This window comes from Nocardia sp. NPDC058244 (assembly GCF_042882065.1).
GTDB lineage: Bacteria > Actinomycetota > Actinomycetes > Mycobacteriales > Mycobacteriaceae > Nocardia.
This window is the reverse complement of record NZ_JBHVWX010000007.1, coordinates 211,957-234,253: the sequence shown is the minus strand read 5'-3', so window position 1 is coordinate 234,253 and position 22,297 is coordinate 211,957. Positions and strand designations below refer to the sequence as shown.

18 protein-coding genes are annotated in these 22,297 nt (G+C 66.7%); 11 read left to right on the top strand and 7 right to left on the bottom strand.

What is annotated here, in order from left to right; all coding sequences use genetic code 11:
• Positions 1–2 precede the first annotated feature (2 nt).
• From rpsI to ACFVW6_RS23215, 4 genes are all read right to left on the bottom strand, one after another.
• On the bottom strand, positions 3–518 hold the full coding sequence (gene rpsI / locus ACFVW6_RS23230; RefSeq protein ID WP_378829714.1) for a 30S ribosomal protein S9: 516 nt from the start codon (positions 516–518) through the stop codon (positions 3–5).
• The gene (rplM, locus tag ACFVW6_RS23225) at positions 515–958 is read right to left on the bottom strand and encodes a 50S ribosomal protein L13 (protein WP_022567307.1); all 444 of its coding nucleotides are present in this window, start codon (positions 956–958) and stop codon (positions 515–517) included. The genes rpsI and rplM overlap by 4 nt, the downstream gene beginning before the upstream one ends.
• Before the next feature lie 177 nt (positions 959–1,135).
• Positions 1,136–2,470 (bottom strand): hypothetical protein, encoded by a 1,335-nt coding sequence (locus tag ACFVW6_RS23220; RefSeq protein ID WP_357346533.1) that lies wholly within the window; start codon positions 2,468–2,470, stop codon positions 1,136–1,138.
• A 76-nt stretch (positions 2,471–2,546) separates the two neighbouring features.
• A complete protein-coding gene (locus ACFVW6_RS23215; RefSeq protein ID WP_378829710.1) occupies positions 2,547–5,090 on the bottom strand; it encodes an FHA domain-containing protein in 2,544 nt (847 codons plus the stop codon).
• A 107-nt stretch (positions 5,091–5,197) separates the two neighbouring features.
• Here ACFVW6_RS23215 and ACFVW6_RS23210 point away from each other — a divergent pair, with 107 nt between their 5' ends.
• Positions 5,198–6,643: a metallopeptidase gene (locus ACFVW6_RS23210; RefSeq protein WP_378829708.1), complete on the top strand. Its 1,446-nt coding sequence runs from the start codon at positions 5,198–5,200 to the stop codon at positions 6,641–6,643.
• Here ACFVW6_RS23210 and ACFVW6_RS23205 read toward each other — a convergent pair.
• On the bottom strand, positions 6,640–7,956 hold the full coding sequence (locus tag ACFVW6_RS23205; protein WP_378829706.1) for an FHA domain-containing protein: 1,317 nt from the start codon (positions 7,954–7,956) through the stop codon (positions 6,640–6,642). The genes ACFVW6_RS23210 and ACFVW6_RS23205 overlap by 4 nt on opposite strands.
• 142 nt (positions 7,957–8,098) lie before the next feature.
• Here ACFVW6_RS23205 and ACFVW6_RS23200 point away from each other — a divergent pair, with 142 nt between their 5' ends.
• The 10 genes from ACFVW6_RS23200 (at position 8,099) to ACFVW6_RS23155 (ending at position 21,440) form a co-directional block, all read left to right on the top strand.
• The gene (locus tag ACFVW6_RS23200) at positions 8,099–9,304 is read left to right on the top strand and encodes a hypothetical protein (protein WP_378829703.1); all 1,206 of its coding nucleotides are present in this window, start codon (positions 8,099–8,101) and stop codon (positions 9,302–9,304) included.
• A gap of 138 nt (positions 9,305–9,442) precedes the next feature.
• Positions 9,443–10,597 carry a hypothetical protein gene (locus ACFVW6_RS23195; RefSeq protein WP_378829701.1) on the top strand — a complete coding sequence of 385 codons (1,155 nt, stop codon included), beginning with the start codon at positions 9,443–9,445 and terminating at the stop codon, positions 10,595–10,597.
• Positions 10,594–11,835, top strand: a complete 1,242-nt coding sequence (locus tag ACFVW6_RS23190) for a hypothetical protein (RefSeq protein WP_378829699.1) — start codon at positions 10,594–10,596, stop codon at positions 11,833–11,835. Before ACFVW6_RS23195 ends, ACFVW6_RS23190 begins: the two co-directional genes overlap by 4 nt.
• 81 nt (positions 11,836–11,916) lie before the next feature.
• Positions 11,917–13,452 carry a serine/threonine-protein kinase gene (locus ACFVW6_RS23185; protein WP_378829697.1) on the top strand — a complete coding sequence of 512 codons (1,536 nt, stop codon included), beginning with the start codon at positions 11,917–11,919 and terminating at the stop codon, positions 13,450–13,452.
• Between the two features lie 189 nt (positions 13,453–13,641).
• Positions 13,642–14,874 (top strand): hypothetical protein, encoded by a 1,233-nt coding sequence (locus ACFVW6_RS23180; protein ID WP_378829695.1) that lies wholly within the window; start codon positions 13,642–13,644, stop codon positions 14,872–14,874.
• 11 nt (positions 14,875–14,885) lie between these two features.
• A complete protein-coding gene (locus ACFVW6_RS23175; RefSeq protein ID WP_378829693.1) occupies positions 14,886–16,109 on the top strand; it encodes a hypothetical protein in 1,224 nt (407 codons plus the stop codon).
• 3 nt (positions 16,110–16,112) lie between these two features.
• Positions 16,113–17,327, top strand: coding sequence for a hypothetical protein (locus tag ACFVW6_RS23170; protein WP_378829691.1), 1,215 nt, complete (start codon positions 16,113–16,115; stop codon positions 17,325–17,327).
• 92 nt (positions 17,328–17,419) lie between these two features.
• On the top strand, positions 17,420–19,009 hold the full coding sequence (locus ACFVW6_RS23165; protein ID WP_378829688.1) for a serine/threonine protein kinase: 1,590 nt from the start codon (positions 17,420–17,422) through the stop codon (positions 19,007–19,009).
• Between the two features lie 15 nt (positions 19,010–19,024).
• Positions 19,025–20,254, top strand: coding sequence for a hypothetical protein (locus ACFVW6_RS23160; protein WP_378829686.1), 1,230 nt, complete (start codon positions 19,025–19,027; stop codon positions 20,252–20,254).
• A gap of 4 nt (positions 20,255–20,258) precedes the next feature.
• A complete protein-coding gene (locus ACFVW6_RS23155) occupies positions 20,259–21,440 on the top strand; it encodes a hypothetical protein (protein ID WP_378829684.1) in 1,182 nt (393 codons plus the stop codon).
• 60 nt (positions 21,441–21,500) lie between these two features.
• Here the strand turns inward: ACFVW6_RS23155 and ACFVW6_RS23150 are convergent, their stop codons facing one another.
• On the bottom strand, positions 21,501–21,806 hold the full coding sequence (locus tag ACFVW6_RS23150) for a WXG100 family type VII secretion target (protein ID WP_316573568.1): 306 nt from the start codon (positions 21,804–21,806) through the stop codon (positions 21,501–21,503).
• Between the two features lie 41 nt (positions 21,807–21,847).
• Complete coding sequence (locus tag ACFVW6_RS23145) at positions 21,848–22,174, bottom strand: WXG100 family type VII secretion target (RefSeq protein WP_355271405.1); 327 nt, start codon at positions 22,172–22,174, stop codon at positions 21,848–21,850.
• Positions 22,175–22,297 lie beyond the last annotated feature (123 nt).

Sequence of the window (22,297 nt, the reverse complement as noted above, 5' to 3'; positions counted from 1 at the left end):
AATCAGCGCTTCGAGTACTGAGGCGCCTTACGGGCCTTCTTCAGACCGTACTTCTTACGCTCGGTGGCACGCGGGTCACGGGTCAGGAAGCCGGCACGCTTGAGCGCGGGGCGATCCTCGGGGGTGACCTCGATCAGCGCGCGGGCGATGGCCAGACGCAGAGCGCCCGCCTGACCCGACGGGCCGCCACCGACCAGGCGAGCGTAGATGTCGAAGCTCTCGACACGCTCGACGGTGACCAGCGGGGACTTCACGAGCTGCTGGTGCACCTTGTTCGGGAAGTAGTCCTCGATGGTGCGGCCGTTGAGCACGAAGTTGCCCGAGCCGGGAACCAGGCGCACGCGAACGACGGCTTCCTTACGGCGGCCGACGGTCTGCACCGGGCGATCGATCACGATCGGGGCGTAGGTGGTCTCCTCGACGTACTCGGCCTCGTAGCCTTCGCCGTCTTCGACAACCTCGACCACGGTCTCGTCGACCACGTCGTACTCTTCGTTGAACTCTTCAGGAGCGGTCACTGGGCCACCTGCTTGATCTCGAACGGAACCGGCTGCTGCGCGGCGTGGGGGTGGTTCGGGCCTGCGTAGACCTTCAGCTTGCCCGCGATCGCGTTACCCAGCTTGTTCTTCGGGATCATGCCCTTGACGGCCTTCTCCACGAGACGATCGGGACGGGTCGCCAACACCTCGCCGACAGTGCGCGACTTGAGGCCGCCCGGGTGTCCGCTGTGGTGGTGGATGAGCTTGTCCTGCTTCTTGTTGCCGGAGATGGCAACCTTGTCCGCGTTGATGATGATGACGAAGTCGCCACCATCGACGTGCGGTGCGTAGGTCGGCTTGCCCTTGCCGCGCAGCAGGCCAGCGGCCTGCACGGCGAGACGGCCGAGGACTACGTCAGTGGCGTCGATGACGTACCACTTACGGGTCACGTCACCCGCCTTGGGGCTGTACGTAGGCACAGTCGTTCCCTGTCTGTCGTCGGTGTTGCCGGCCACGGGTGTGGTTCGAGAGCGTCCCGGCGGCCGGTGGAGACCCGGGACATCGAGGAGACGCCGATCCGCGAACGGTTCGACGTTCCACACGCCAGCGAGCAACGATACCAGCTACGCATGACGCCACCACAATCGGGCGAGCGGCTAGATCACCACCGGCGGTCCGGGGTCGGTCGCGCCCGCGGGCCCGGGGATCAGGTAGCGCAGCGTGTCGATGCCAGGGGTGACGCAGGCGTTGTCCTCGATCAGGCCGCCGCCGCGCGCGCTCGCGATGCCCTCCGGCGGGACCGTGTTGGCGTACGGGGTGAACGCGCAGGTCACCCGCTCCCCCTCGGCCGCGACCGCGGGACCGGCGGCGCCGGCGTGCAGGCCCGTCGCGGCCAGCGCGACCATGCCGAGCACGGCCGGTGCGCCGAAGAAGCCCTTCTTGACCTTGCCGATCAGCTTGCCCCGGCGATCGTCGTCGTCGGGCTCGGCCAGCGCGTGCCGCGGCGATCCGCTCGCCTGCGCCGGCGGTCCGGCGACGATGCCCGCTGGACTCGGCGGCGGACCGGTCTGCGGCGCCGGGGCGCCCCAGCCGACCTGCGCGGCGTAACCCTGGCCGGGATGCTGCGACTCGGGATAGTCGTCCTCGTCCAGCTCCGGCTCGGTGACCAGCAGATGCGCCGCGCCGAGCACCAGCGCGTGCATCGGATGGTCGGCCACGTGCAGGCGCTGGCCCAGGTGGTTCTGGAAGGCCAGGCGCAGCGCGTCGTTGAAGCAGACATTGCCCGCCAGCAGCACCGTCGAGGTGTCGGCGCCGATCGAGCGGGCCGCCGCCATCGCCTCGATGACCACGTTGTCGGCCGAACGGGCGTCGCGCAGCGCCTCCGCGGTCACCGCGACCTCGACCGATTCGGTCGGCTGGTCGTCGTCCCCGTGCACCGCGACGACCAGCAGGGCGCGGCCGTCGGAGTACACGCCGGTCGCGCCGATGCCGTGCCGGTGCCGCTCACTGGGCGGCGAGACCAGCCCGAGCGCGCGCACGTAGCCCGACAGGGCGACGCTCTCCGGCAGCGGCTCGACCACCACGTCGAGCTGCTCGACGAGCGCGGCGTAGGTGTCGACCTTCTCGTCCGGCCAGCTGTCCGGATACGGCAGCGCGACCAGCTGCGGCTTGCCGCGCAGGTACTTGCCGACCGCGGCCAGCGGGTTGTACAGCCGGGCCCGGAACACCAGCTCGGCGGGCCAGGTGGCGCCGGCGATGACGATCTGCGGGTGCCCGAGGATGTCGCGCACGTCGGCGATCGCCATGCCGAGATCCGGGCGCTGCCGGTCGACACCTGCGGTGTGCAGCCTGCCTGCGGCATCGGCGAGCAGATAGGCGGGTGGGGTGTAGGTGCCCTCCACCTGAACCGGGCGGATCGGGGTCTCACCGCCGCCCGCGGCAACGGACACCACATCCCACCCCAGATGCAGGGCCCCAACTCGAACGGTCACAGGCTCAAGTGTGCCCGGTCGGCGAGCGACACGCGCAGCATGCCCGCCGATACGGCCCTGACCTCGCGATCCCCCGTCACGCCTGCGACTTCTTCAGCCGTAGGCGGCTCCACGTGATGACCGCCAGGATCGAGGTGATCACGATCAGCAGCACGATGTCGAGGATCCAGATTCCCGGCTTGTGTTCCCAGAGCGGGTCCTCCTGCGCGCCGATGACCAGCTCGCGCAGGTCGACGGTCGCCGCACCCGCGGCATAACCCCAGCGCGACGGGAACAGGTACGACACCTGCTCGAGGCCGACCCGGTCGGTCACCGGGATCAGGCCGCCCGCCATCACCAGCTGCACCATGATCATCACCACGAGCATCGGCATGACCTGCTCGTTGGACTTGGCCAGACTCGACATCAGCAGGCCGAACACCACACAGCAGACCGCGGTCATCGCGATGTCGAAGTACAGCTCGACACTGCCGTTCGGGATCAGCGCGCCCTCCGGCGGCGCCTTCTTGCCCAGGAAGGTGATGCCGACCAGCACCGCCGACTGCAGGAACGCGGTCACGCTGAACACCACGATCTTGGCCATCAGATACGCCGACGGCAGCAGGCCGACCGCGCGCTCGCGATAGAAGATCGACCGCTCGCCGACCAGGTCACGCACGGTCAGCGTGGCGCCCATGAAGCACGCGCCGAGGATGAGCACGACCAGCAGCTGCTGCGCCTCACCGCCACTGGATCGCGCGAACGAGCCGTCCGGTTGCGCGATCAGCGGGCCCTCGGTGAAACCGTCGCTACCCGGCACCACCAGCGACAGCGCGCCGAGGATGAACGGCAGCACCACCAGGAAGATCAGATAGCCGCGATCGGCGAAGATCAGCCGCAACTGCCTGCGCGCGAGCGTGCTGAACTGGCGCATCCCGCTCGACTGCGGTGGCGCGCCCGCGTTGCCGCGCTGCATCGGCGCAGGCGGTGGCGGCGGTGGCACATACGCCTGCCTGGATCGATAGGCCGCGAAGGCCTGGTCCGGGTTGGCCGCGACCTTGGCGAAGATCTCGGCCCAGTCGGTCGTGCCGAGCGCGGCGCCGACGCCACCGGGATGACCGGCGAAGGCGGTCTTGCCGCCGGGCGCGAGCAGCACCACCTGGTCGCACATGTCCAGGCAGGCGACCGAGTGGGTCACCACGATCACCACGCGACCGGCGTCGGCCAGTTCGCGCAGCATCTGCATGACCTGCCGGTCCAGCGCCGGGTCGAGGCCCGAGGTCGGCTCGTCCAGGATCAGCAGCGACGGACCGGTCAGCAGCTCCATCGCCACCGACGCGCGCTTGCGCTGACCACCGGAGAGCCGGTCGACGCGGGTGTCGGCGTGCTGGGTGAGCGAGAGCTCCTGCAGCACGCCGTCGATCACCTGCTGGCGGTCGGCCTTGGTGGTGTCGGGCGGCAGCCGCAGTTCGGCGGCGAAGCCGAGGGCTTGGCGGACGGTGAGCTGCCGGTGCAGCACGTCGTCCTGCGGGACCATGCCGATGCGGGAGCGCAGCGCCTCGTACTCGGCGTGCAGGTTGCGGCCTTCGAAGGTGACCACACCGCCGGAGGGCTGGGTGCTGCCCGCGATCAGCTTCGACAGCGTCGACTTGCCGGCGCCGGACGGGCCGATCAGCGCGGTCAGCGTGCCGCGGCCGGCCTGCATATTGACGTCGACGAGCAGCTGCTTGTTGCCCTCGACGGTGAATCCGACCCCGTGCACCGTCAGGCCGAGCTCGGCGACCGGCTTCTGCCGATGCGCCAGCGCGCCCTGGGTGACGACGAAGTCGATGTTGCCGATGGTGACGATGTCGCGCTCGCGCAGCACCGTGCGCTGCTGCCGGTGACCGTTGACGAAGGTGCCGTTGGCCGACCCGAGGTCCTCGATGACCAGGCCCTCCCCCGAGGACACCAGGCGCGCGTGCTTGCGCGAGGCCAGCGGATCGTTGACGACGATCTGGTTGTCGGAGGTACGGCCGATGCTCAGGCCGCCGGGCGGAATACGGTCGCCGCGCGCCACCGGCTCGGTCGAGGCCGACTTGCGCACGGGCGGCAGCATCGAGGAGTCGGCGCGGCGGGTCATGTTGATGTTGTCCTGCGGCGCCATCGGCTGGGACGGCAGCTGCGAGGTCGGCACGTACTGCGGTTGTTGCGGCTGCTGCTGCGGCTGCTGCGGCGCCGGTCTGGACGGTGGCTGGTAGGGCTGCTGCTGCGGACGTTGCGGCGGTCGTTGCTGTTGCTGCGGCTGTGACGGCGGTGCGAGCATCGTCGCGGCGTGCCGCGAGGACGGCGCCGCGGGCACCAGATGCAGCAACGGCCCACTGATGGCGTCCCCCAGACGCACCTGTGTGGGCCGATCGATCGAGACAGGCTGGCTCAGCCTGCGCGCGTCGACGAAGACGCCGTTGGTACTGCCGTTGTCGGCGAGTACCCACGCGCCGTTCTGGAAGCGCAGAGTGGCGTGCACGCGCGAGACCAGCGGACTGTCCACGAACAGCGTCACTTCGGGCGCCCGGCCCATGGTGATCTGCTGACTCGCTTCGAAGACTCGTTCGGTTCCATCATGGCGCACGGTGATGGTCTGCGCCCCCGGTGAAGACATGGAGCGGATACTATGCCATCGCCCGGACATCGGCGGTGCCCCCGAGACGGCTTCAGTCCCGATCCGGCGATCGACCTGCACAAGTATCCGGCCGACCAGGGGGACTGATGCCGAAACCCCAAGTGCTCATTGCGATCACCGCCGTGCTATGCGCATTGCTGAGCACCGGCTGCACGCGGGCGATCGAGGGCCACGGGGTCTCGATCTACGACGATCCGTTCCAGGTGGCCGGGCTGCCGACCACCGGTGGCCCGAACGGGCCGCGGCCGAACGTGCCGGATTCGGCGCTGACCGCGTCCAACGGGGACGGCGGCGAGGTCGACGCGCTGGCGCTCAACGCGATCGACGACATCCAGGCGTACTGGAAGGACGCCTTCGGCCTCGAGTTCCGCGGCGAGACCTTCGAGCCGGTGGAGAAGCTGGTGTCCTGGAACGCCAGGGCCTCGCGCAACCAGGCGGTCGATTTCTGCAAGGAGACCACCTACCACCTGGTCAACGCCGCCTACTGCCGCAGCGACAACTCCATCGGCTGGGACCGCGCGATGCTGCTGCCCACCATGACCGAGACCTTCGGGAAGATGTCGGTGGTCATGGTGCTGGCGCACGAGTACGGCCACGCCATCCAGACCATGGCCAAGCTGGTCACCAAGAAGACCCCGGTCCTGGTCAAGGAACAGCAGGCCGACTGCTTCGCGGGCGCGTTCATGCGCCACGTCGCGGAGGGCAAGTCCAAGCACTTCACGATCAACACCTCCGACGGCCTGAATTCCGTTCTCGCCGCCACCGTTTCGATCCGCGACTCCGACCCGGACGACCCCGAGAGCGTGCACGGCTCGGCCTTCGAGCGCGTCACCGCGGTGCAGATCGGCTTCACCGACGGCCCGCGCGGCTGCAAGGGCATCGACGACGAGGAGATCGACCAGCGCCGCGGCAATCTGCCGCAGAGCTTCTCCGGTGACCAGGGCCGCGGTGAGTACCCGATCACCAAGGAGAACCTGGTCGAGCTGAGCAAGGCCCTGCAGTCCATCCTGCCGGTGAAGGAATCCCCGGCCTACGAGTACTCCGGCGCGAAGATCGACTGCAAGGACGGCACGGCGACCGAACCGGTCACCTACTGCCCGGCCAGGAATGTCATCGCCACCGACGTGCCCGGCCTGGCCCAGCGCGGCTCGGCCGACACCGACGACGACGGCCCGCTCCCGGTCAAGGTCAGCGGCGACTACAACGGCTACGTCGTGTTCATCTCCCGCTACACCCTCGCCGTCCAGCGCAGTCACGGCCAGGCGCTGACCGGCGCGAAGACCGGCCTGCGCGCGGCCTGCCTGTCCGGCGTGGTCACCGGCAAGCTGGCCCAGCCCGGCCGCCCGGCCAGCCAGGGCGACATCCAGCTCTCCGCGGGTGACCTCGACGAGGCGGTGTCGGGCCTGCTCACCGACGGCCTGGCCGCCAGCGACACCGAGGGCAACACCGTGCCGAGCGGATTCTCCCGGGTCGACGCCTTCCGGGCGGGCGTCCTCAACGGCGAGACCACCTGCCTGTCGCGGTACTCCTAGCCGAACGGCGGCGGCGCGGCGGGCTCGTAGCGCAGGACGCGGTTGCCGATCATCACCTCGGTGCCGGGGATCAGCGCCATCGGCTGATTCGCGGTGAGCCGGATCCAGTCGCGGTAGCCGGGCAGGCGGGTGCGGGTGCCGTTGGTCGACCCGCGGTCGACGAGCTGGACGTCCCAATTCACCAGGTGCACTTCGGCATGCGCGCGGGACATGCCGCCGGAGGTGTCGTCGACGCGCAGCGGGATGAGCCCGCGCTGGGCGGCCTCGGAGTTCTCCGGGTCGCGGCCGATCACCGCGTCGGCGGCCAGCAGGTAGGTCATGCCGTCGTCGAGGACGAGCATGCCCAGCGGCGGGCGCACCACCTCGCTGAGCGCCTGGGTCTGGTCGACCGGCATGCCGCAGACCGTGCAGAAGGCCGAGCGCGGATCGCTGGGATGCGCACGCGCGCACTTGAATCCCATCACCTTGACGGTGAGCACCGTCGACCTGGCCGTCGCCTCGAGCCGTCGCTGCAGGTCGGGGTCGGGTTCGGGCGCCGGGTTGGTGCCCGCGTTCCTGGTCTCCGCGGTGTGCGGGTCGACGGCTTGGTGCGCCGGTCCGGTGGCGCTGGTGGCCGCGTCCATCAGTGACGTCGCCGGCTGCATTCCGGTGGCGGGCGGCTCGACCGGCCGCGAATCCGCTTGCGCCGGGCGCGGTTCCCGATCGATCCGGGCGGTGGGCGGTGGTGGCCTGCGGGTGCCCGCCGCGGGGTCGGCGGTGCGGACCCGGGAGCGGGTCCCGTTGGACCACATCACGGCGCCGCCCGCCTGCGCGATGCCCTCGACCAGCCACCCGACACCGCGCTCCGGCGGCAGATCGGGGATGCGGCCCTTGGCGTCGTCGACGAACAGCGCGACCGCCGTGGCCGGTTCGGACGCCACCCGGTCGACGGTGAACGCGGCGTCACTGCCCCGGTAGTACTCGGTGGCGCCGTCCCCGGCGAGCACCGCCGTCACCGCACCGTGCAGGAAGATCGCGACCCCACCGTTGTCGGCGGCCGAGAGCACCCCGAAATCGATCGGCGTGCCCGGCGAGATCTGCTCGGCGTACTTCATCAGCCAGCGCGTGGCCTCGCGCGCGACCACCGCGCCGGGGCCACCGGGAACTTCCTCGGCGGCGGCGCGCACAAGCTCGGCCAGCGACTCCAGCGCGACCGCCGCGGTGTCGTCAGGGGTGAGCCTGCCGTGCCCGCGATGCGCGACGACGATCACCGCGCCCGCGACCCGCGCGACAGCGTGACTTCCGAGCACGACTTCGACCTGCCGATCCCTCACAGGTATCGGCCTCCACCGGAACTGCGCAGCAGGGTCGTCGCCATGCCCTCCAGACTATGGCAAACCCGCCCACATAGGTCCCCCTGGGCGGCCTTGGTCCGGTAACTTCAAGGGACCGCGGGAGGAACATCAAGGGGCACCGATGATCTATTCGACGAAGATCCGCATCGCGTCCGCACTCTGCTGTGCCACGATCGCCGCCGCCCTGACCGGCTGCGCGGTCACCGGGACCCCGGTCGCCGCCGAACCCGATGTGCGCGGCCTGGAGACGGGCACCTACGCCACCGATCACCACAGCTACGACGACACCGCGGGCAGCCTGGGCGCGCTCGTCGAGGGCACGCGCATGTCCGCGGCCGTCGTGCCCGCCGTGCGCATCGATCCGTCGCTGTCGCACGGCCGCGGCGGCACCGTGGTTCCCGATGTGGAGCGGGCGCTCGATTTCGTCGCCAATGTCTCCAAACCCGTTCTGGAGAACCGCAAATTCGTCACCGGGTACGCCGCGCTCGGCTCCGACAAGGCCGATCCGTCGGGTCAGAAGCGGCCCGCGGCCGACGCGACCGCCGTCACCACCGCCGTCTTCCGCTTCCCGGACGCCACGGCGGCCACCCTCGCCGCCCGTGAGCTCGAGGATGTCGACCTGGCGGTGTCGCCGGACAACCGCAAGCTGCCCTCGACGAAATACCCCGAGGCCTATGTCCATTGGCGTCCGAACGTGCCGACCATCGGCGCGTTCCTGGCGCACAAGGAGTTCGTGATCTCGCTGTTCATCCAGCGCCCGCGCGCGGATGCCGCCGACCTCACCGCGTGGGTGGACAAGACCCTCGCCGCCGAGCTCACCCAGCTCGCCACCTTCTCCCCCACCCCGTTCGACGAACTCGGCGACCTCCCGATCGACCCGGAGCGGCTGCTCGCCCGCGCCGTCGTGCAGGACCGCGCCGCCGAGCATCCCGACCAGCACTCCTTCGCCGTCTACAGCCCCGCCCACCTGGTCAACAACGCCGACGACCAGACCACCCGCCAACGGCTGGTCGACACCACCGGCGCCGAGAGCATCGCCCTCGTCGACGGCGGCTCCATCACCCGCGTCCGCGACCTGGCCGCCGCCAATGCCCTGATGACCGGCCTCATCGACAGCGCGGGCCACTACGACACCCTGCCCGCCCCCACCGATATCCCCGGCGCCAAATGCCTGCAACTCACCAACGAGGGCGACGCCGAGGAGGAGTACAAATACCGCTGCTACGTCCCGTACAAGCGTTATCTCGGCATCGTCAGTTCCGACCAGGAACCCGACGTCCGCCAGAAGATCTCCGCCCAGTACGCCCTGCTCGCGAATAGTTTGTGAGACCGGGCCGCGCACCAGCGCCGCCCCATCCCCGAATTCGGTGACGTAGTATTCCGCCGACCATCGTTTCGGGGAGGAATGATCGTGTTACGAGCCACGAGACCAGTCAGGACCGCGTGTGCCGCCTTGGCGGCCACGATGCTGGCAGGTGTCGTCGCGGCCTGTGGCACCGGCGACCCGGCAGCCGGGGCGACCGATATTCCGGTGGACCTCACCACCCTCGACGTCGGCGCCTACGCCACCCAGCCACGCCAGGTCGGCACGGTCGCGAACCACGATCAGGCGCGGTTCATCGAAGCCGAACGGCTCGGTGACCACGTCCCCACGCCCGCCGACATCGATCCGCGTTTCGTCCACACCAACTCCTCGATCGCCACGGTGTTCATCGATGCCGAGGCGTCGCTCGGCAAGATCATGGCGGTCGATCGTTTCGGCGAGATCGCGCCGGACTTCATCGGCGGTTTCGTGAGTTCGGCGGAGACCGCGGCCCACAACAAGGGCATCGACATGGTCAATGCCGTGATGATCTTCCCCGACGAACAGAAGGCCGCCGCCGCGGCGACCGCGCTCGAACGACTCGATTTCGGTTACGCCCCGAACAATCAGCCGATCGAGATTCCCGGTTATCCCGCCGCGAAAGCGCATTGGCAGCCCGACCAGCAGTCGATCGGATCCTGGTTCGCCACCGGCCATCTCGTGATCTACACCTGGTTCTACGACTACCTGAAGATCTATCTGGAGAAAGTCGACAAGCAGGCGCTGCTCGACCTGACCCGCAAGAGCCTCGACACCATCGTGCCCGCGGTCGCGAAGTTCACCCCGACCCCCGTCGACCAGCTGATGACGCTCCAGCGTGATCGCGAGAACATGCTCGGCCGCACCGCGCCCCGCCCGCGCGAGGATTCGTGGATCAACCCGCCGGGTGTCTACGCGGGTCGCACCGCACGGCATTTCTCCTCCGATCCGGAGAGCACCACGAAGATGATCGACGACAACGGCGTGGACCTGTTCGCCAACGACGGCTCGGATGTCTACCGCGCGCGCGACATCGCGGGCGCGCGGGCGGTGCGCGACGAACTCGGCGGCCTGACCCGCAAGTTCACCGCCGCGGACCCGCCGAAGAATCTGCCGAGCGCCCGGTGCAAGGAATACATCGGCCGGGAGAAACTGGCTGTCCGTTTCTACTGCGCGGTGTCCTACGACCGCTACGCCGCCTACGTCTGGTCGAACCAGCTCCTCGATGCCCAGCAACGCATCTCCGCCCAGTACGCCCTGCTGGTGAACGCCCGATGAGCAGCCCGAAGCGCACCGCGACGGTGCTGATCGCCGCCCTGCTGACCGCTGTCCTCACGGCCTGCGGTGCCACCGTGTCCGGCTCCGGGGTACCCGGTGAGATCGATGTCCGCTCGCTCGATGTCGGCGCGTATCCCACCGAACCGCCCAATGCCCACGACGACGATCCGATTCCGGCCTTCTACGAGATGTACAAGCTGGCCGCCATGCGGATCGCCGACTACGCGATCAGCGCCTACGACATCGATCCGCAAATGATCTACGGCAACCGGGCCGACGCGAACAACGCCCGGCTGATGCCGTCGGAACTCGGCAACGAGACGGCGATGTCGGCCATCGCGCAGAAATACAAGATGCTCTACGGCTTCCATTCCAGCGGTGCCTCGAAGGATCTCAGCGTCAGCACCAGCGGTACCTGGCCGACCAAGAAGGACAACAACTGGTTCACCGCGACCACGATGATCCTGCAATTCCCCGACACCGAGCGCGCCACGGCGGCGGCCAGGGAATTCCACGACGCCGACTTCGCCGCGCAGGAGGGGCGCAACCAGCCGGTGTCGCTGCCGAAATACCCTGCCGCCCATGCCCAGTGGCGTCCGGACTCGCCGTTCGTCCGGGTGCTGTTGCCGCACGGTCCGTATGTGATCGCCTTCCTGCTGTCGGTGGCCAGGCCCGACCTGCCCGCGCTCACCGCCCTGGCCGAGTCGGCGCTGACCAAGCAGATCGAGGCGCTGGCCGCGACGACGCCGCTGACCGACGAGCAGCTCATGACCCTGCCCTGGGACCCCGATCACGTCCTCATGCGGACCCTCAACCCCGATGGGCTGACCGGCCCCGAGAGCTCGTATTACCTGGTCACCGGCGCGCGCGGCATCCAGCACTACTCCGGTGGCCCGCTCCCCGACCACCGCGAGTACATCGGGCAGCAGCTCACGAAGATGAACGCCCAGCAGGTCGCCATCTCGTGGGGCTCGATCGGCATCCGCACTCCCGACGCCGAGTCGGCCCGCCGCGCGGTCGCCGAGAAGCTGTTCCTCTGGCCCACCGCGACCGACGTCGCGCCCCCGCCCAACCTCACCGACGCGACCTGTGTGGAGAACAAGCAGCTGGCCGCGAAAAAGCGCTTCAGCTGCATTCTCGCCTACAAGCAGTACGTCGGGATCGTCAGCAGCGAACAGCTCCTCGACGCTCAGCAACGCGCGGCCGCGCAGTACGCCGTCTTCGCCAACAGCCGGTGAGCTGAGGACTGCGCGTCGACAGGGCGGCCAGTATGCTCCCGCCGGAGCGCGGCACAGCAACGAGTCAGGAGACCGAAAGAGATGACGATGAGCCCGGGCACCATCGTCGGTGGCTACCGAATCATCCGCAAGCTGGGCGCGGGCGGCATGGGCTCGGTCTATCTGGCCGCGCATCCGAGTCTGCCGCGCACCGACGCGCTCAAGATCCTCAGCCCCGAGCTCAGCCGCGACCCCGAGTTCCGCGCCAGGTTCGAACGCGAAGCCAATCTCGCCGCAGGCCTCGATCACCCGAACATCGTCTCGGTCTACAACCGTGGCGAGGAGCACGGCCAGCTGTGGATCGCGATGCAGTTCGTCGAGGGCACCGACGCCGCCGCCGAACTCGCCCGCGACCCGCACGCGATGACCCCGCTGCGCGCCCTGCGCATCACCACCGAGGTCGGCAAGGGCCTTGACTTCGCGCACCATCGCGGCCTGCTGCATCGCGACGTCAAACCGGCGAACTTCCTGCTCTCGGACACCTACGGCGACGACGAGCGGGTGCTGCTCACCGACTTCGGCGTGGCCAAGTCGACCGACGACGCCTCCGAGCTCACCCAGACCGGCAGCTTCCTCGCCACCATCGCCTATGCCCCGCCGGAGCAGCTGTCGGGTGGTCATCTCGACCACCGCGCCGACGTCTACAGCCTGGCCTGCGCCTTCTTCAAACTCCTCACCGGCCAGAACCCTTATCCCGCAACACAACCGGCCCTGGTGATGATGGGGCACCTGCACGAACCGCCGCCCCGCGCGACCGCTGTGCGTCCCGGCCTGCCACCCGCGATCGACCAGGTCTTCGCCCGCGCCATGGCGAAGAACCCGAACGAGCGGTTCTCGACCTGCCGTGAATTCACCACCGCCGCGACCGCCGCCCTCGTCCCCGGCTCGCATCCCACGGGCCAGCACACCGCGCCGACCTACCCGATCCAGACGCACACCCAGTGGTCGCCCAACGCCGTCACCGCGATCGGCGCGACGAATCCCGGTGAACCACCGAAGAATTCGAAGAACCGGCTGGTCCTCACCGTCGGCGCGCTGGTCGCCGTCGTCGCGGTGGCCGCCGGGATCGGCATCTGGGCCGCCCGCGGTGACAGTCCGTCGGTCGGCGGCTCGGGCACCACGGCGGTCCCGACCGCCGCGCTGAGCCCGATCGAGCAGGCCCGCAAGGACAACCCGGCCTTCACCGGCAAGACCGTGCTGATGGTCGACGTCGACGCCGACAACAAGGTCGCGACCTACCTGGGCGGCACCCTGCAGACCAAGTTCCTCGAGGACCTGGGTTTCGTCTACAACTTCAACTACACCAAGTCCGGCGAGGAACCCTCCCCCCGCCCTGTCGCCAACACCTTCGACCGGCTCAACGTCGCCGAGGACAGCTACATCCTCGCCGTCCGCAGCGACGCCAAAGCCGGCGGCGGCGGCCTCCTGGGCCTCCCCTTCCAGATCACCGGCTCCCGCGCCACCGTCATCCCGGTCGACGACCCGATCAGCGTCACGGCCCTGCGCTCCTGGACGTCGAGCTCGGAACAGACCCTGCTGTCCCGGCTGCTCCCGGTCCTGAAGAGCCGCGTGAAGTAGCGCACGCTCGGCGGTCGTTCGAGCCCGGGGAGGGCGGGATCGGCCGATCCGCGCAGCTCGCTGGCGTGGTAGCGCCGCCGACGGGTGCGCTACTATGCCCGCGAGCCAGATCACCGGGGAAGGGTGGGCCTTGGACTCGGTCCGAGTCGGTCCACGATCGGATCAGTTGGTCAGTTGGAGGGGGAGAGCGTGCTGCTCAACCGTGGTGCATCGAGAGCGCGCGGAGCGATTCTGGCGGCGGTCGCCGTCGTGGTCGCCACCGCCGTGGTCGGGTGCGGATCACCGGTGTCGGGGAGCGCGACGCGCATCGAACCGGACAAGTCGGACCTGGATTTCGGTAACTACCAGACCCAGCCGCGCACCGTCGGCAACGCCAAGAGCCTGAACCAGGGTCGGGCGTGGGAAGCGCAGCGGCTCGCGGACTACGTGGCCGTGCCCTTCGAGATCGACCCCGCCTACGTCTACGACAATCGCCGGGAATCGCTGGTCCATCCCACGCAGATCGTGCTGAATCGCAAGGGCCTTGGCAAGCTCATCATCAACGACACCTTCGACGAGGTCGCCGAGGATCTGGTCGCCGGCTGGCTGAACACCTGGGCGACCGGGCCGAGCGGAGGCGAGCCGCGCCGCAGCCTCAATCTCTCGGTCCTGATCTTCCCCGACGCCAAGACCGCGGAGACCGTCGCGCCGATCCTCGAGCACGACGACTTCACCTTCAACAGCGACAACGAGTCCGTCTCGATCACCAAGTACCCGAAGACCTACGCGCATTGGCGGCCGTCGGTCTCCTCCATCGGTTCCTGGACGGTGCACGACCGCTACGTGATCTTCATGAAGATCGATGACGGGACCAAGGCACCCGACCTGCCCTCGCTGACCGCGCAGGTCGAACGAGCACTCGCGGTGCAGATTCCGCTGCTGGACAAGTTCGTGCCGACCCCGTCGGACCAGCTCGAGCGGGTCCCGCTGGACCCGACCGGACTCCTCGGCCGGACCCTGCCCTCGGACCCGTCGGCGCCGGTGCGCGCACAGCCCGACGGATACTCCATCGGACGCGGCGCACTGAGCCTGTTCGCCGATCCGGACGCCGATCTGCTGAACACGTTCACCAAGCACGGCATCGACCTGATCACCTTCGGCGACTCGGTCGTCTTCCGATCCACCACGGCCGCGGGCGCGAAAGCCCTGGTCGACGAGTGGAAGAAGCCGGAGGCGGACTCGAAGGAGGCGGCGGCGCCGTCGAAGCTGGCCGACGCGGTCGCCTGCCGGGCCAACACCTACGAGTCACAGGGCGAGGTGAAAACCTCCGATTACATCTGCTACCTGCAGGTGGACCGCTACGCCGCGCAGATCCGCGACGGGAACCTGCAGGATCTGCATCAGCAGGTCGCCGCCCAATACGTTCTGCTCACCCGCCGATGAGGATGCCCGAGATGAAGAACACCCTGCGGCTGGCCGGGCTGCTCACCATCCTGATCGTCGGATCCGGTTGCGCGGCGCCCATTTCCGGCCAGGCCAAGCCCGGCATGACGCCGGTCGACCTGGCGACGCTGAAAACCGGCGCGGCGGTCACCGAACCGACCGCCTTCGATCTGAAGTACTCCGACACGGCGAAATCGGTCAGGTTGATCGAGGGGCGTCGGTTGCTCAATGTTCTCGTCCAGCCGATCGATGTCGACCCCGAACTGACGAAGCGCCTCACCACCAAGGTATTTGCCGACGGCACGGACATGTCGAAGGACGACGGGCTCCCGGCGCAGTTCAAGGCAGCGGTCGACGACAACAGCTTCATCGCCGGCGTCACCGCGTCACGCACGAACGGCAGCGTGCGCGATACCAAGGGCCTGCACCTGAGCGTGCTGCATTTCGCGACCGCGCAGGACAGCAAGAACGCGGCCGCCGCGATGTACCAGGTGAGCACGTCCGGCGAGAATCCCCGGCAGCCGGTGACGATCCCGGGCTACGCCGAGGCCAACGGGTCGAGCAAGGACGGCACGGCGGTCAGTGTCTTCCAGGCACACGGCCCGTTCGTGATCGCCGTCAGCATGTCGCAGGAGACCGCCGATCCGGCCGGTTTGGCCACCAAGATCAAGAAGACCCTGGATCTGCAGCTGCCCGCTCTCGACAAGTACCGGGTCGTCGCCCCGGACGACCTGCTCGACCTGCCGCTCGATCCCGACGGGATCATGCGGCGGGCGACGGGCAAATCGCCGTCGGGCGACCCATACGGCATGAGCTACCACGAAGAGGACTTCGGCACCTTCGAGCCGTCCGGGATCCTGCACTTCGAGCGGAACCCCGCCGAGGCGAGGAAGGCGTTCGACGCGGCCGGCGTCGATCTGGTCGGCCGGCGCTTCAGCACCGTGTACCGCACCCGCGATGTCGAGGCCGCGTTCACGCTGCAAACCGCCCTCGCCAAACGAGGTAAGGGCGATTCCGAACTCGCTCCGCCCCCCGGCATCGCCGACGCCCAATGCCTGCGGCTCGAGGACGAGGACCCGAACCGTGGCTACAACGGGATCTGTGTTCTCGTCTACGGCCGCTATGTCGCCGTTGTCATGTCGCTGGCGAGCGTGTCGAAGGCGGCGCTGCAGGTCGACCCGATTCTGCAGGAACGGACCGCCGCGCAGTACGCGATCCTGAAGAAGAGTGAGTGAACGATGATGCGAAAACTCCGCCTGAGCAGCGCATTGCTGACACTCGGATTCGCGCTGGCCGCGTGCGGCGGCTCCGATGCCGCCGCACCGCAGACGCCGGCTGTCGACGTCACCAAGCTGGACTCCGGTAACTACCCGACGAAAGCGGTCGACCTCGAGCCCAGCCGGGTGCCGACGTCGGGCGCCCTGCGCGAGGCGATCCGGATCGGTGCCGCCACTCCGATCGCCTCCCAGTTCGATCCGCGATTCGTCTTCGCGACCGGCTACAGCGGTGGCAGGCACATCACCGCGATCGACCCGCCGTACTTCGGTGGCTCCGGCATCGAATCCACTGATTTCAACACCGTCGTTCCCGGTGTCGTCGCCGGGTGGGACAGCTCCGCGAATCGCCGGGATCAGCTCTACGCCGGCCGCGAGGTCTCGACGATCACCCTGCGTTTCTCGACGCCGGACCAGGCCAAATTCGCGGCGACCGAACTCTCGAACCGCACGCCGAGCTCGGCCTATCAGATCCCGAACTACCCCGACAGCCTGGCCAAGCTGGAGGTCAAGACCGATCCGCTGCGGCTGCAGCACCTGCGCGCCTGGCTGGTGCGCGGCGACATGCTGCTGTCCATCGACGTCACCGATCCGATCGGCCTCCCCTACGACCCGGCCGCGGACGCGGAAGTCGTGCGCAAGTATTTCGACAAACAGCTCGACATGCTCCGCGCCTATACGCCGACTCCGCTGAACGAGATCGACAAACTGCCGCTCGACACCGAGGGCTTGCTGAGTCATGTGCTGCCCACCGAGGCGGCGAAGCGCCCGAAGAAGGGAACCAGCAGCTCCGCGGTCTATCCGCTCCAGGCTGTCCTGCATCTCGAGGAGCACCCCGCGGTCCTGGGTCCCGCCTACACAGACGCCGGAGTCGACATCATGGCATTCGACACCGGCTCCGTGTTCCGCGCGCGGGACGAGGCGGCGGCGGGCCGATTCCGGGCGGCGATGGACAACGAAACGACCGGAAATACCGATTACATGAAGGTCGACAGTCCGCCGAATCTCCCGGTCGTGAATTGCTTCAACGCGAAACCCGAAGTGAAGTACGCGTCCGACGCACCCCCGACGTGTCACGGTGTGATCGGCCGATATGTCTTCGGTGTCTCCGGCACCAACCTGCAGGACGTTCACCAGCGGGCCGCCGCACAATACAAGCTGCTGGTCGGGTTCAGCTGACCCGCACGAGCACTGTGGGGTGCGACCGCACCTGCTAGATTGCCCTGTTGGGACGTGCACTGCGGGGCGCGCGAAGGATTGAGGAGACGCGAATGGCCTTGCGGCCCGGCGCAATTGTGGGTGGCTACCGAGTGATCAAGGTACTCGGCGCCGGTGGCATGGGTACCGTATACCTCGCCCAGAACCCCAGCCTCCCCCGTCGCGACGCGCTCAAGGTGCTCAGCGGTGACCTGTCCACCGACCCCGAATTCCGCGGGCGATTCGAGCGCGAAGCCAATCTCGCCGCCGGCCTGGACCATCCGAACATCGTCGCCGTCTACAACCGCGGCGACGAGGACGGCCAGCTGTGGATCGCCATGCAGTACGTCGACGGCACCGACGCCTCCGCCGAGGTCGCCAAGGGTCCGAGCGCCATGCCCGCGCACCGGGCCCTGCGCATCATCGGCGAGGTCGGCAAGGGCCTCGACTACGCGCACCGCCGCGGCCTGCTGCACCGCGACATCAAGCCGGCCAACTTCATGATCGCCGCGGCCGAGGACGGCGACGAGGAACGCGTCCTGCTCACCGACTTCGGCGTCGCCAAGTCCGCCGACGACGGCCAGGACCTCACCGCCACCGGCAATTTCATGGCCACCGTCGCCTACGCTCCCCCCGAGCAGCTGATGGGCACCAAGCTCGACCACCGCGCCGACATCTACAGTCTCGGCTGCTCCCTCTACAAACTCCTCACCGGCCAGAACCCCTACCCCGCCACGGTCCCGGCCATGGTCATGATGGGCCACCTGCACGAGCCCCCACCCCGCGCCACCGCCATCCGCCCCGACCTCCCACCCGCGATCGACCACGTCATCGCCAAGGTCATGGCCAAGGACCCGGCCCACCGCTACAACACCTGCCGCGAATTCATCCAGGACGCCCACAACGCCCTGTTCGGCGCCCCGATGCAGGCGCCGGCGTCCCAGGGGTTCCACACCGCCCCGCGCATGCCGATCAACGGCCCCATCACCACCGCCACCGACGTCGTCCCCCAGCAATGGGGCACCGACCCGAGTCGCTCCGTCGTCGGTTACGCGCCCCCGACCGGCGGCGTCTCCGAAAATGACATCCTCACGGCCCGCAATCCCACACCGCACCGGCCGAAGCGAGGCCGAAAATTGTTGATATCCGGGCTCATCGCACTTGTCGTTGCGGCATTGGTCGGAACCGGCATTTTCGTGATGTCCCAGTCCGGTAGTTCACCCAACGGCGGCGGTGACCCGATGGCGCAGGCCCGGACTGAGCACCCCGAATTCAGCGGGAAAACCATCACCGCCTACAACTTCGGCAACTCGTCACTCTCTGCGGTCCTCAACCCGAGTGACCAGTGGAAATTCTTGCGCGACTTGGATTTCGACTACAACTCGCAGTACAAGGCCGTTGGCGACGAGAAATCGCCTCGCCCCCTGTCCGTCGGAGACTACAACGTCAAGAATGACACCGATGTGGTCATCGTCTTCCGAACCGACAGCCAGGCGGGCAACGGAGGGTTCCGTGGGCTCCCCTTCTCCTTGACCAGCGGGAGGGGAGACGTCGTCGTCATCGACGATCCATCGGCCGTTCAGGCGTTTCAAGTATGGAGCGATCAATCCCAACAGATTCTGATCGAAAAGGTCGTTCCTGCCATAGCAAAGGCAATGAAATAGAAAGTTGCGCTCACGATGACCGAATCTCCTTGGCTAATGGCCGGGCTGCGCACGGCACTGATCGTTGGGCTTGTCACTACCGCAAGCACGGGGTGCGGATCAGAAGTCGTAGGAAATCCAGTCCCCGGCGCCACAGGCGTTGACATCAAACTTCTGCGCACCGGCCCTTTTCAAACCGATCCCGTCGCGTTCGAAATCGAATCCGGAGCACGAGGACCGGAGCAAGTCCGGCTTGCGGAGGGGCGTCGGCTTCTTAATTTCCTCGCACATCCATTCGATGTCGACCCGGACCTCGCGATACCCGGCCAGACTCGTATTTTCGGCGACCAGAACTCCGTCCCTACCGTGGGCGGGATACGCGACGAGCACCGACAAGTCTTCAAAGACAGCGTCGAGTTTGTGACCGGCGTTTCAACTAGTCAATCGAACGGCAGTGTTCGCAGTCCCAAATCGGTCTCCATCGCAGTTCTCCGATTTGTATCCGACACGGTGAGCGCAAAGACAGCCGACGAACTCGACCGGATTACGATGGCGTCAAATCCGCGCCGAGTCAGCACTCCAGGCCACCCTGACGCAAAGTCGTCCATGAGCGACGACAAGTCGGTCGTCACATGGTTGGCGCACGGCCCCTACGTCGTAACGGCTCATGTCAGCACGTCCGCTCCCGAGGCAGAGCAGCTCGTAGCATCGGTCGACAAGATCCTTGAATTGCAGACTCGATCACTTGATCAACAACACCCGATCCCCCTTGATGATGTGCTCGACCGGCCGATCGATCCAGAAAATCTGGTGCGCCGCACTATGGCCTGGGACATTAAGCGCGACTCGACTCAATCGGATGAAGATTACGGCACATTCGAACCTTCCGGAATGTTGCATTTCGAACGAAACCCAGCCGAAGCCCGAAAAAAGTTCGAAGAAGCCGGCGTCGATATGATCGCACGCCGCGGGAGCACCGTTTACCGCACCAAAGATCTCGCATCGGCGTTTCAGTTGCAGACCTTCCTGTCCAGGCGAGGCAAGAATGATGTAGCCCTGGAGCCACCGCCGGGAATCGCCGATGCCCAGTGCTTGCGATTGGACGTTCGGGATGCGAGCCGAAAATACGACCTCATGTGCGCAGTGGTTTACGACCGGTATGTTGCCGTGGTAACAGAGACCTCGATCTACTCGACCGCACAAGTTGATCATTCATTGCAGGAACGGACAGCCGCACAGTACGCCATTCTGAAGAAATGCGAGTGACGAAATGCGCAAATCTCTGGTAGTCGCACTCGCGACGGTCACCGTCCTTACAAGCTCCTGCGGTGATTCCCAAGATTCCACTGCTTCAATCGACATCGCGAAGCTGGATTCCGGAAACTACCCCACCACCCCGGTAGACATCACATCCGTCAGGACTTCACAATCCGGCGCAATCCGGGAAGCGTTGAACATTTCCAGCCTTACGCCGATCCCATTCGAATACGACGACCGCTTCGCATATGGTTCGATATTCAACTACCGGCAACGCGTAACATCCGACGAGCCGCCATATTTCGAATTCACCGGAATAAAGGAAAGGGATTTCGCAAACGAGGCCCCCGGGCTGGTCGCCGGATGGCGCACATTCGGCCAACGCCGCCAGTGGCCAACTCTTGGTCGAAACCTGGAGACTTACACACTCCGATTCGACACCTCCGCCCATGCCGTCAACGCGGCGCAGAAGCTTTTCGACCGCACGCCGGGCGACACTTACGCGATACCCGGGTATCCGGACGCACTCACCAAGATCATGGGTCAGGATCCATTCGGCGGCGCAAAGATGCGCTCTTGGCTTGTGCGCGACGATATCCTGATGTATCTGGAGCTCGACGATCCTGTCAGTCGGCCACCGGACCATTCAGATTACTCGAATACAGTCAAGAAATTCTACGACAAACAGCTGAGCCTGCTGCCCAATTATCGCAGAACTTCACTGAACGATATCTCCACACTCCCATTCGATATCGACGGCATGCTCAGCCGGACTATGCCAAGCGACCAGAAGGCCAACGTTCCTCAGGTATATCCCGCACGCGCAATTCTATCGACTACCAAACGCCCGCTGGAGATGTCGCGAGCATTCGAAGATACCGGCGTGGACTATGTTTCAGATGCCGGGGGTGCCATGGTTTACCGCACTCGGGACGCCAAAGCAGCCGAAAGACTATCAGCCGCTTTCGGCTCCGGTGCCCATGACATGACGGGTCTGATGCCACCGGAACCGCATCCGGAAATTCCGACATCAGCTTGCTACGCCGTCGATACAGAGGACGAAACCTACAGCAACCTGCGACCACAGTGCCGGATTGTCGTGGGCAGATATGTGGCAAGAATCGTTGGTACCAACCTGCAAGATACCTATCAGCGAACCGCCGCCCAATACAAGCTTCTCGCGAGCGCCGAATAGACCTCGAACACAGAGACGGCGGGTTCGGGCGCCAGCCCAAACCCGCCGTCTCTGTTGCGATCAGCCCTCGAGCATCCTGGCGAGCGCGACGTCGGTCGCCTTCATGTTCTCGGAGCCGGACAGAGTGGTCGCACCGATCTTCTGAAGGCTCGTGTTCAGATCCATCGACTGCTGCTGCCACTTCGTCTGCATGATCGCGAAGGCGGTCGAGCCCTCACCCTCGGACCAGTGCTCTTCGATGAAGCGCTGGAACTCGTTCTCGTAGTCCTGGAGAGCGGTGGTGATGTTCTGCGCCTGAGACTGCAGACCCGCACCCGCGTCGTTGATCGCGTTGAAGTCGTACCTGATTGAACCGATGTCAGCCATCGTGAAACCTCTCGATTGTCGGGGAGCTAGGTAAAAGTTGTTTAGGTCATGTTCAGCTGGGGAGCGGAAGCTTCGCTGCTCTTCAAGATCTGCGCAGCGTTATCGACTTCCGCGTCGGAGATCTTCCCCGCGATCGCGCCCACCGTGTCGGCGGCCTGATCCAGCGCGTCGTTCAGCTTCTTGGCGTTGGCGAGGTACTCCTGCATCGACGACTGAAACGCCTGGCCCGCCGAACCCTGGAAGGAGGGGTTGTTGACGTCGCTGGCATGCCCCTCGGCGCGGGTGATCATCCCCTGGATGTCGGCGTGCTTCTGGTTCATCTTGTCGGAGAACGTCCTGATCTGGTCAGGAGTTGCGTTGAAACCCATCTTCTGGCTCCTTCGTGGTCAAGGTGGACCAGACCCCCCTGCTGGCGATCTGAGCCCTTCTACTTAGGTTCGACGCACCGATGGTGCGTTCGGTTCCATCAAGTTCGGAGAAATTTCCGAAAC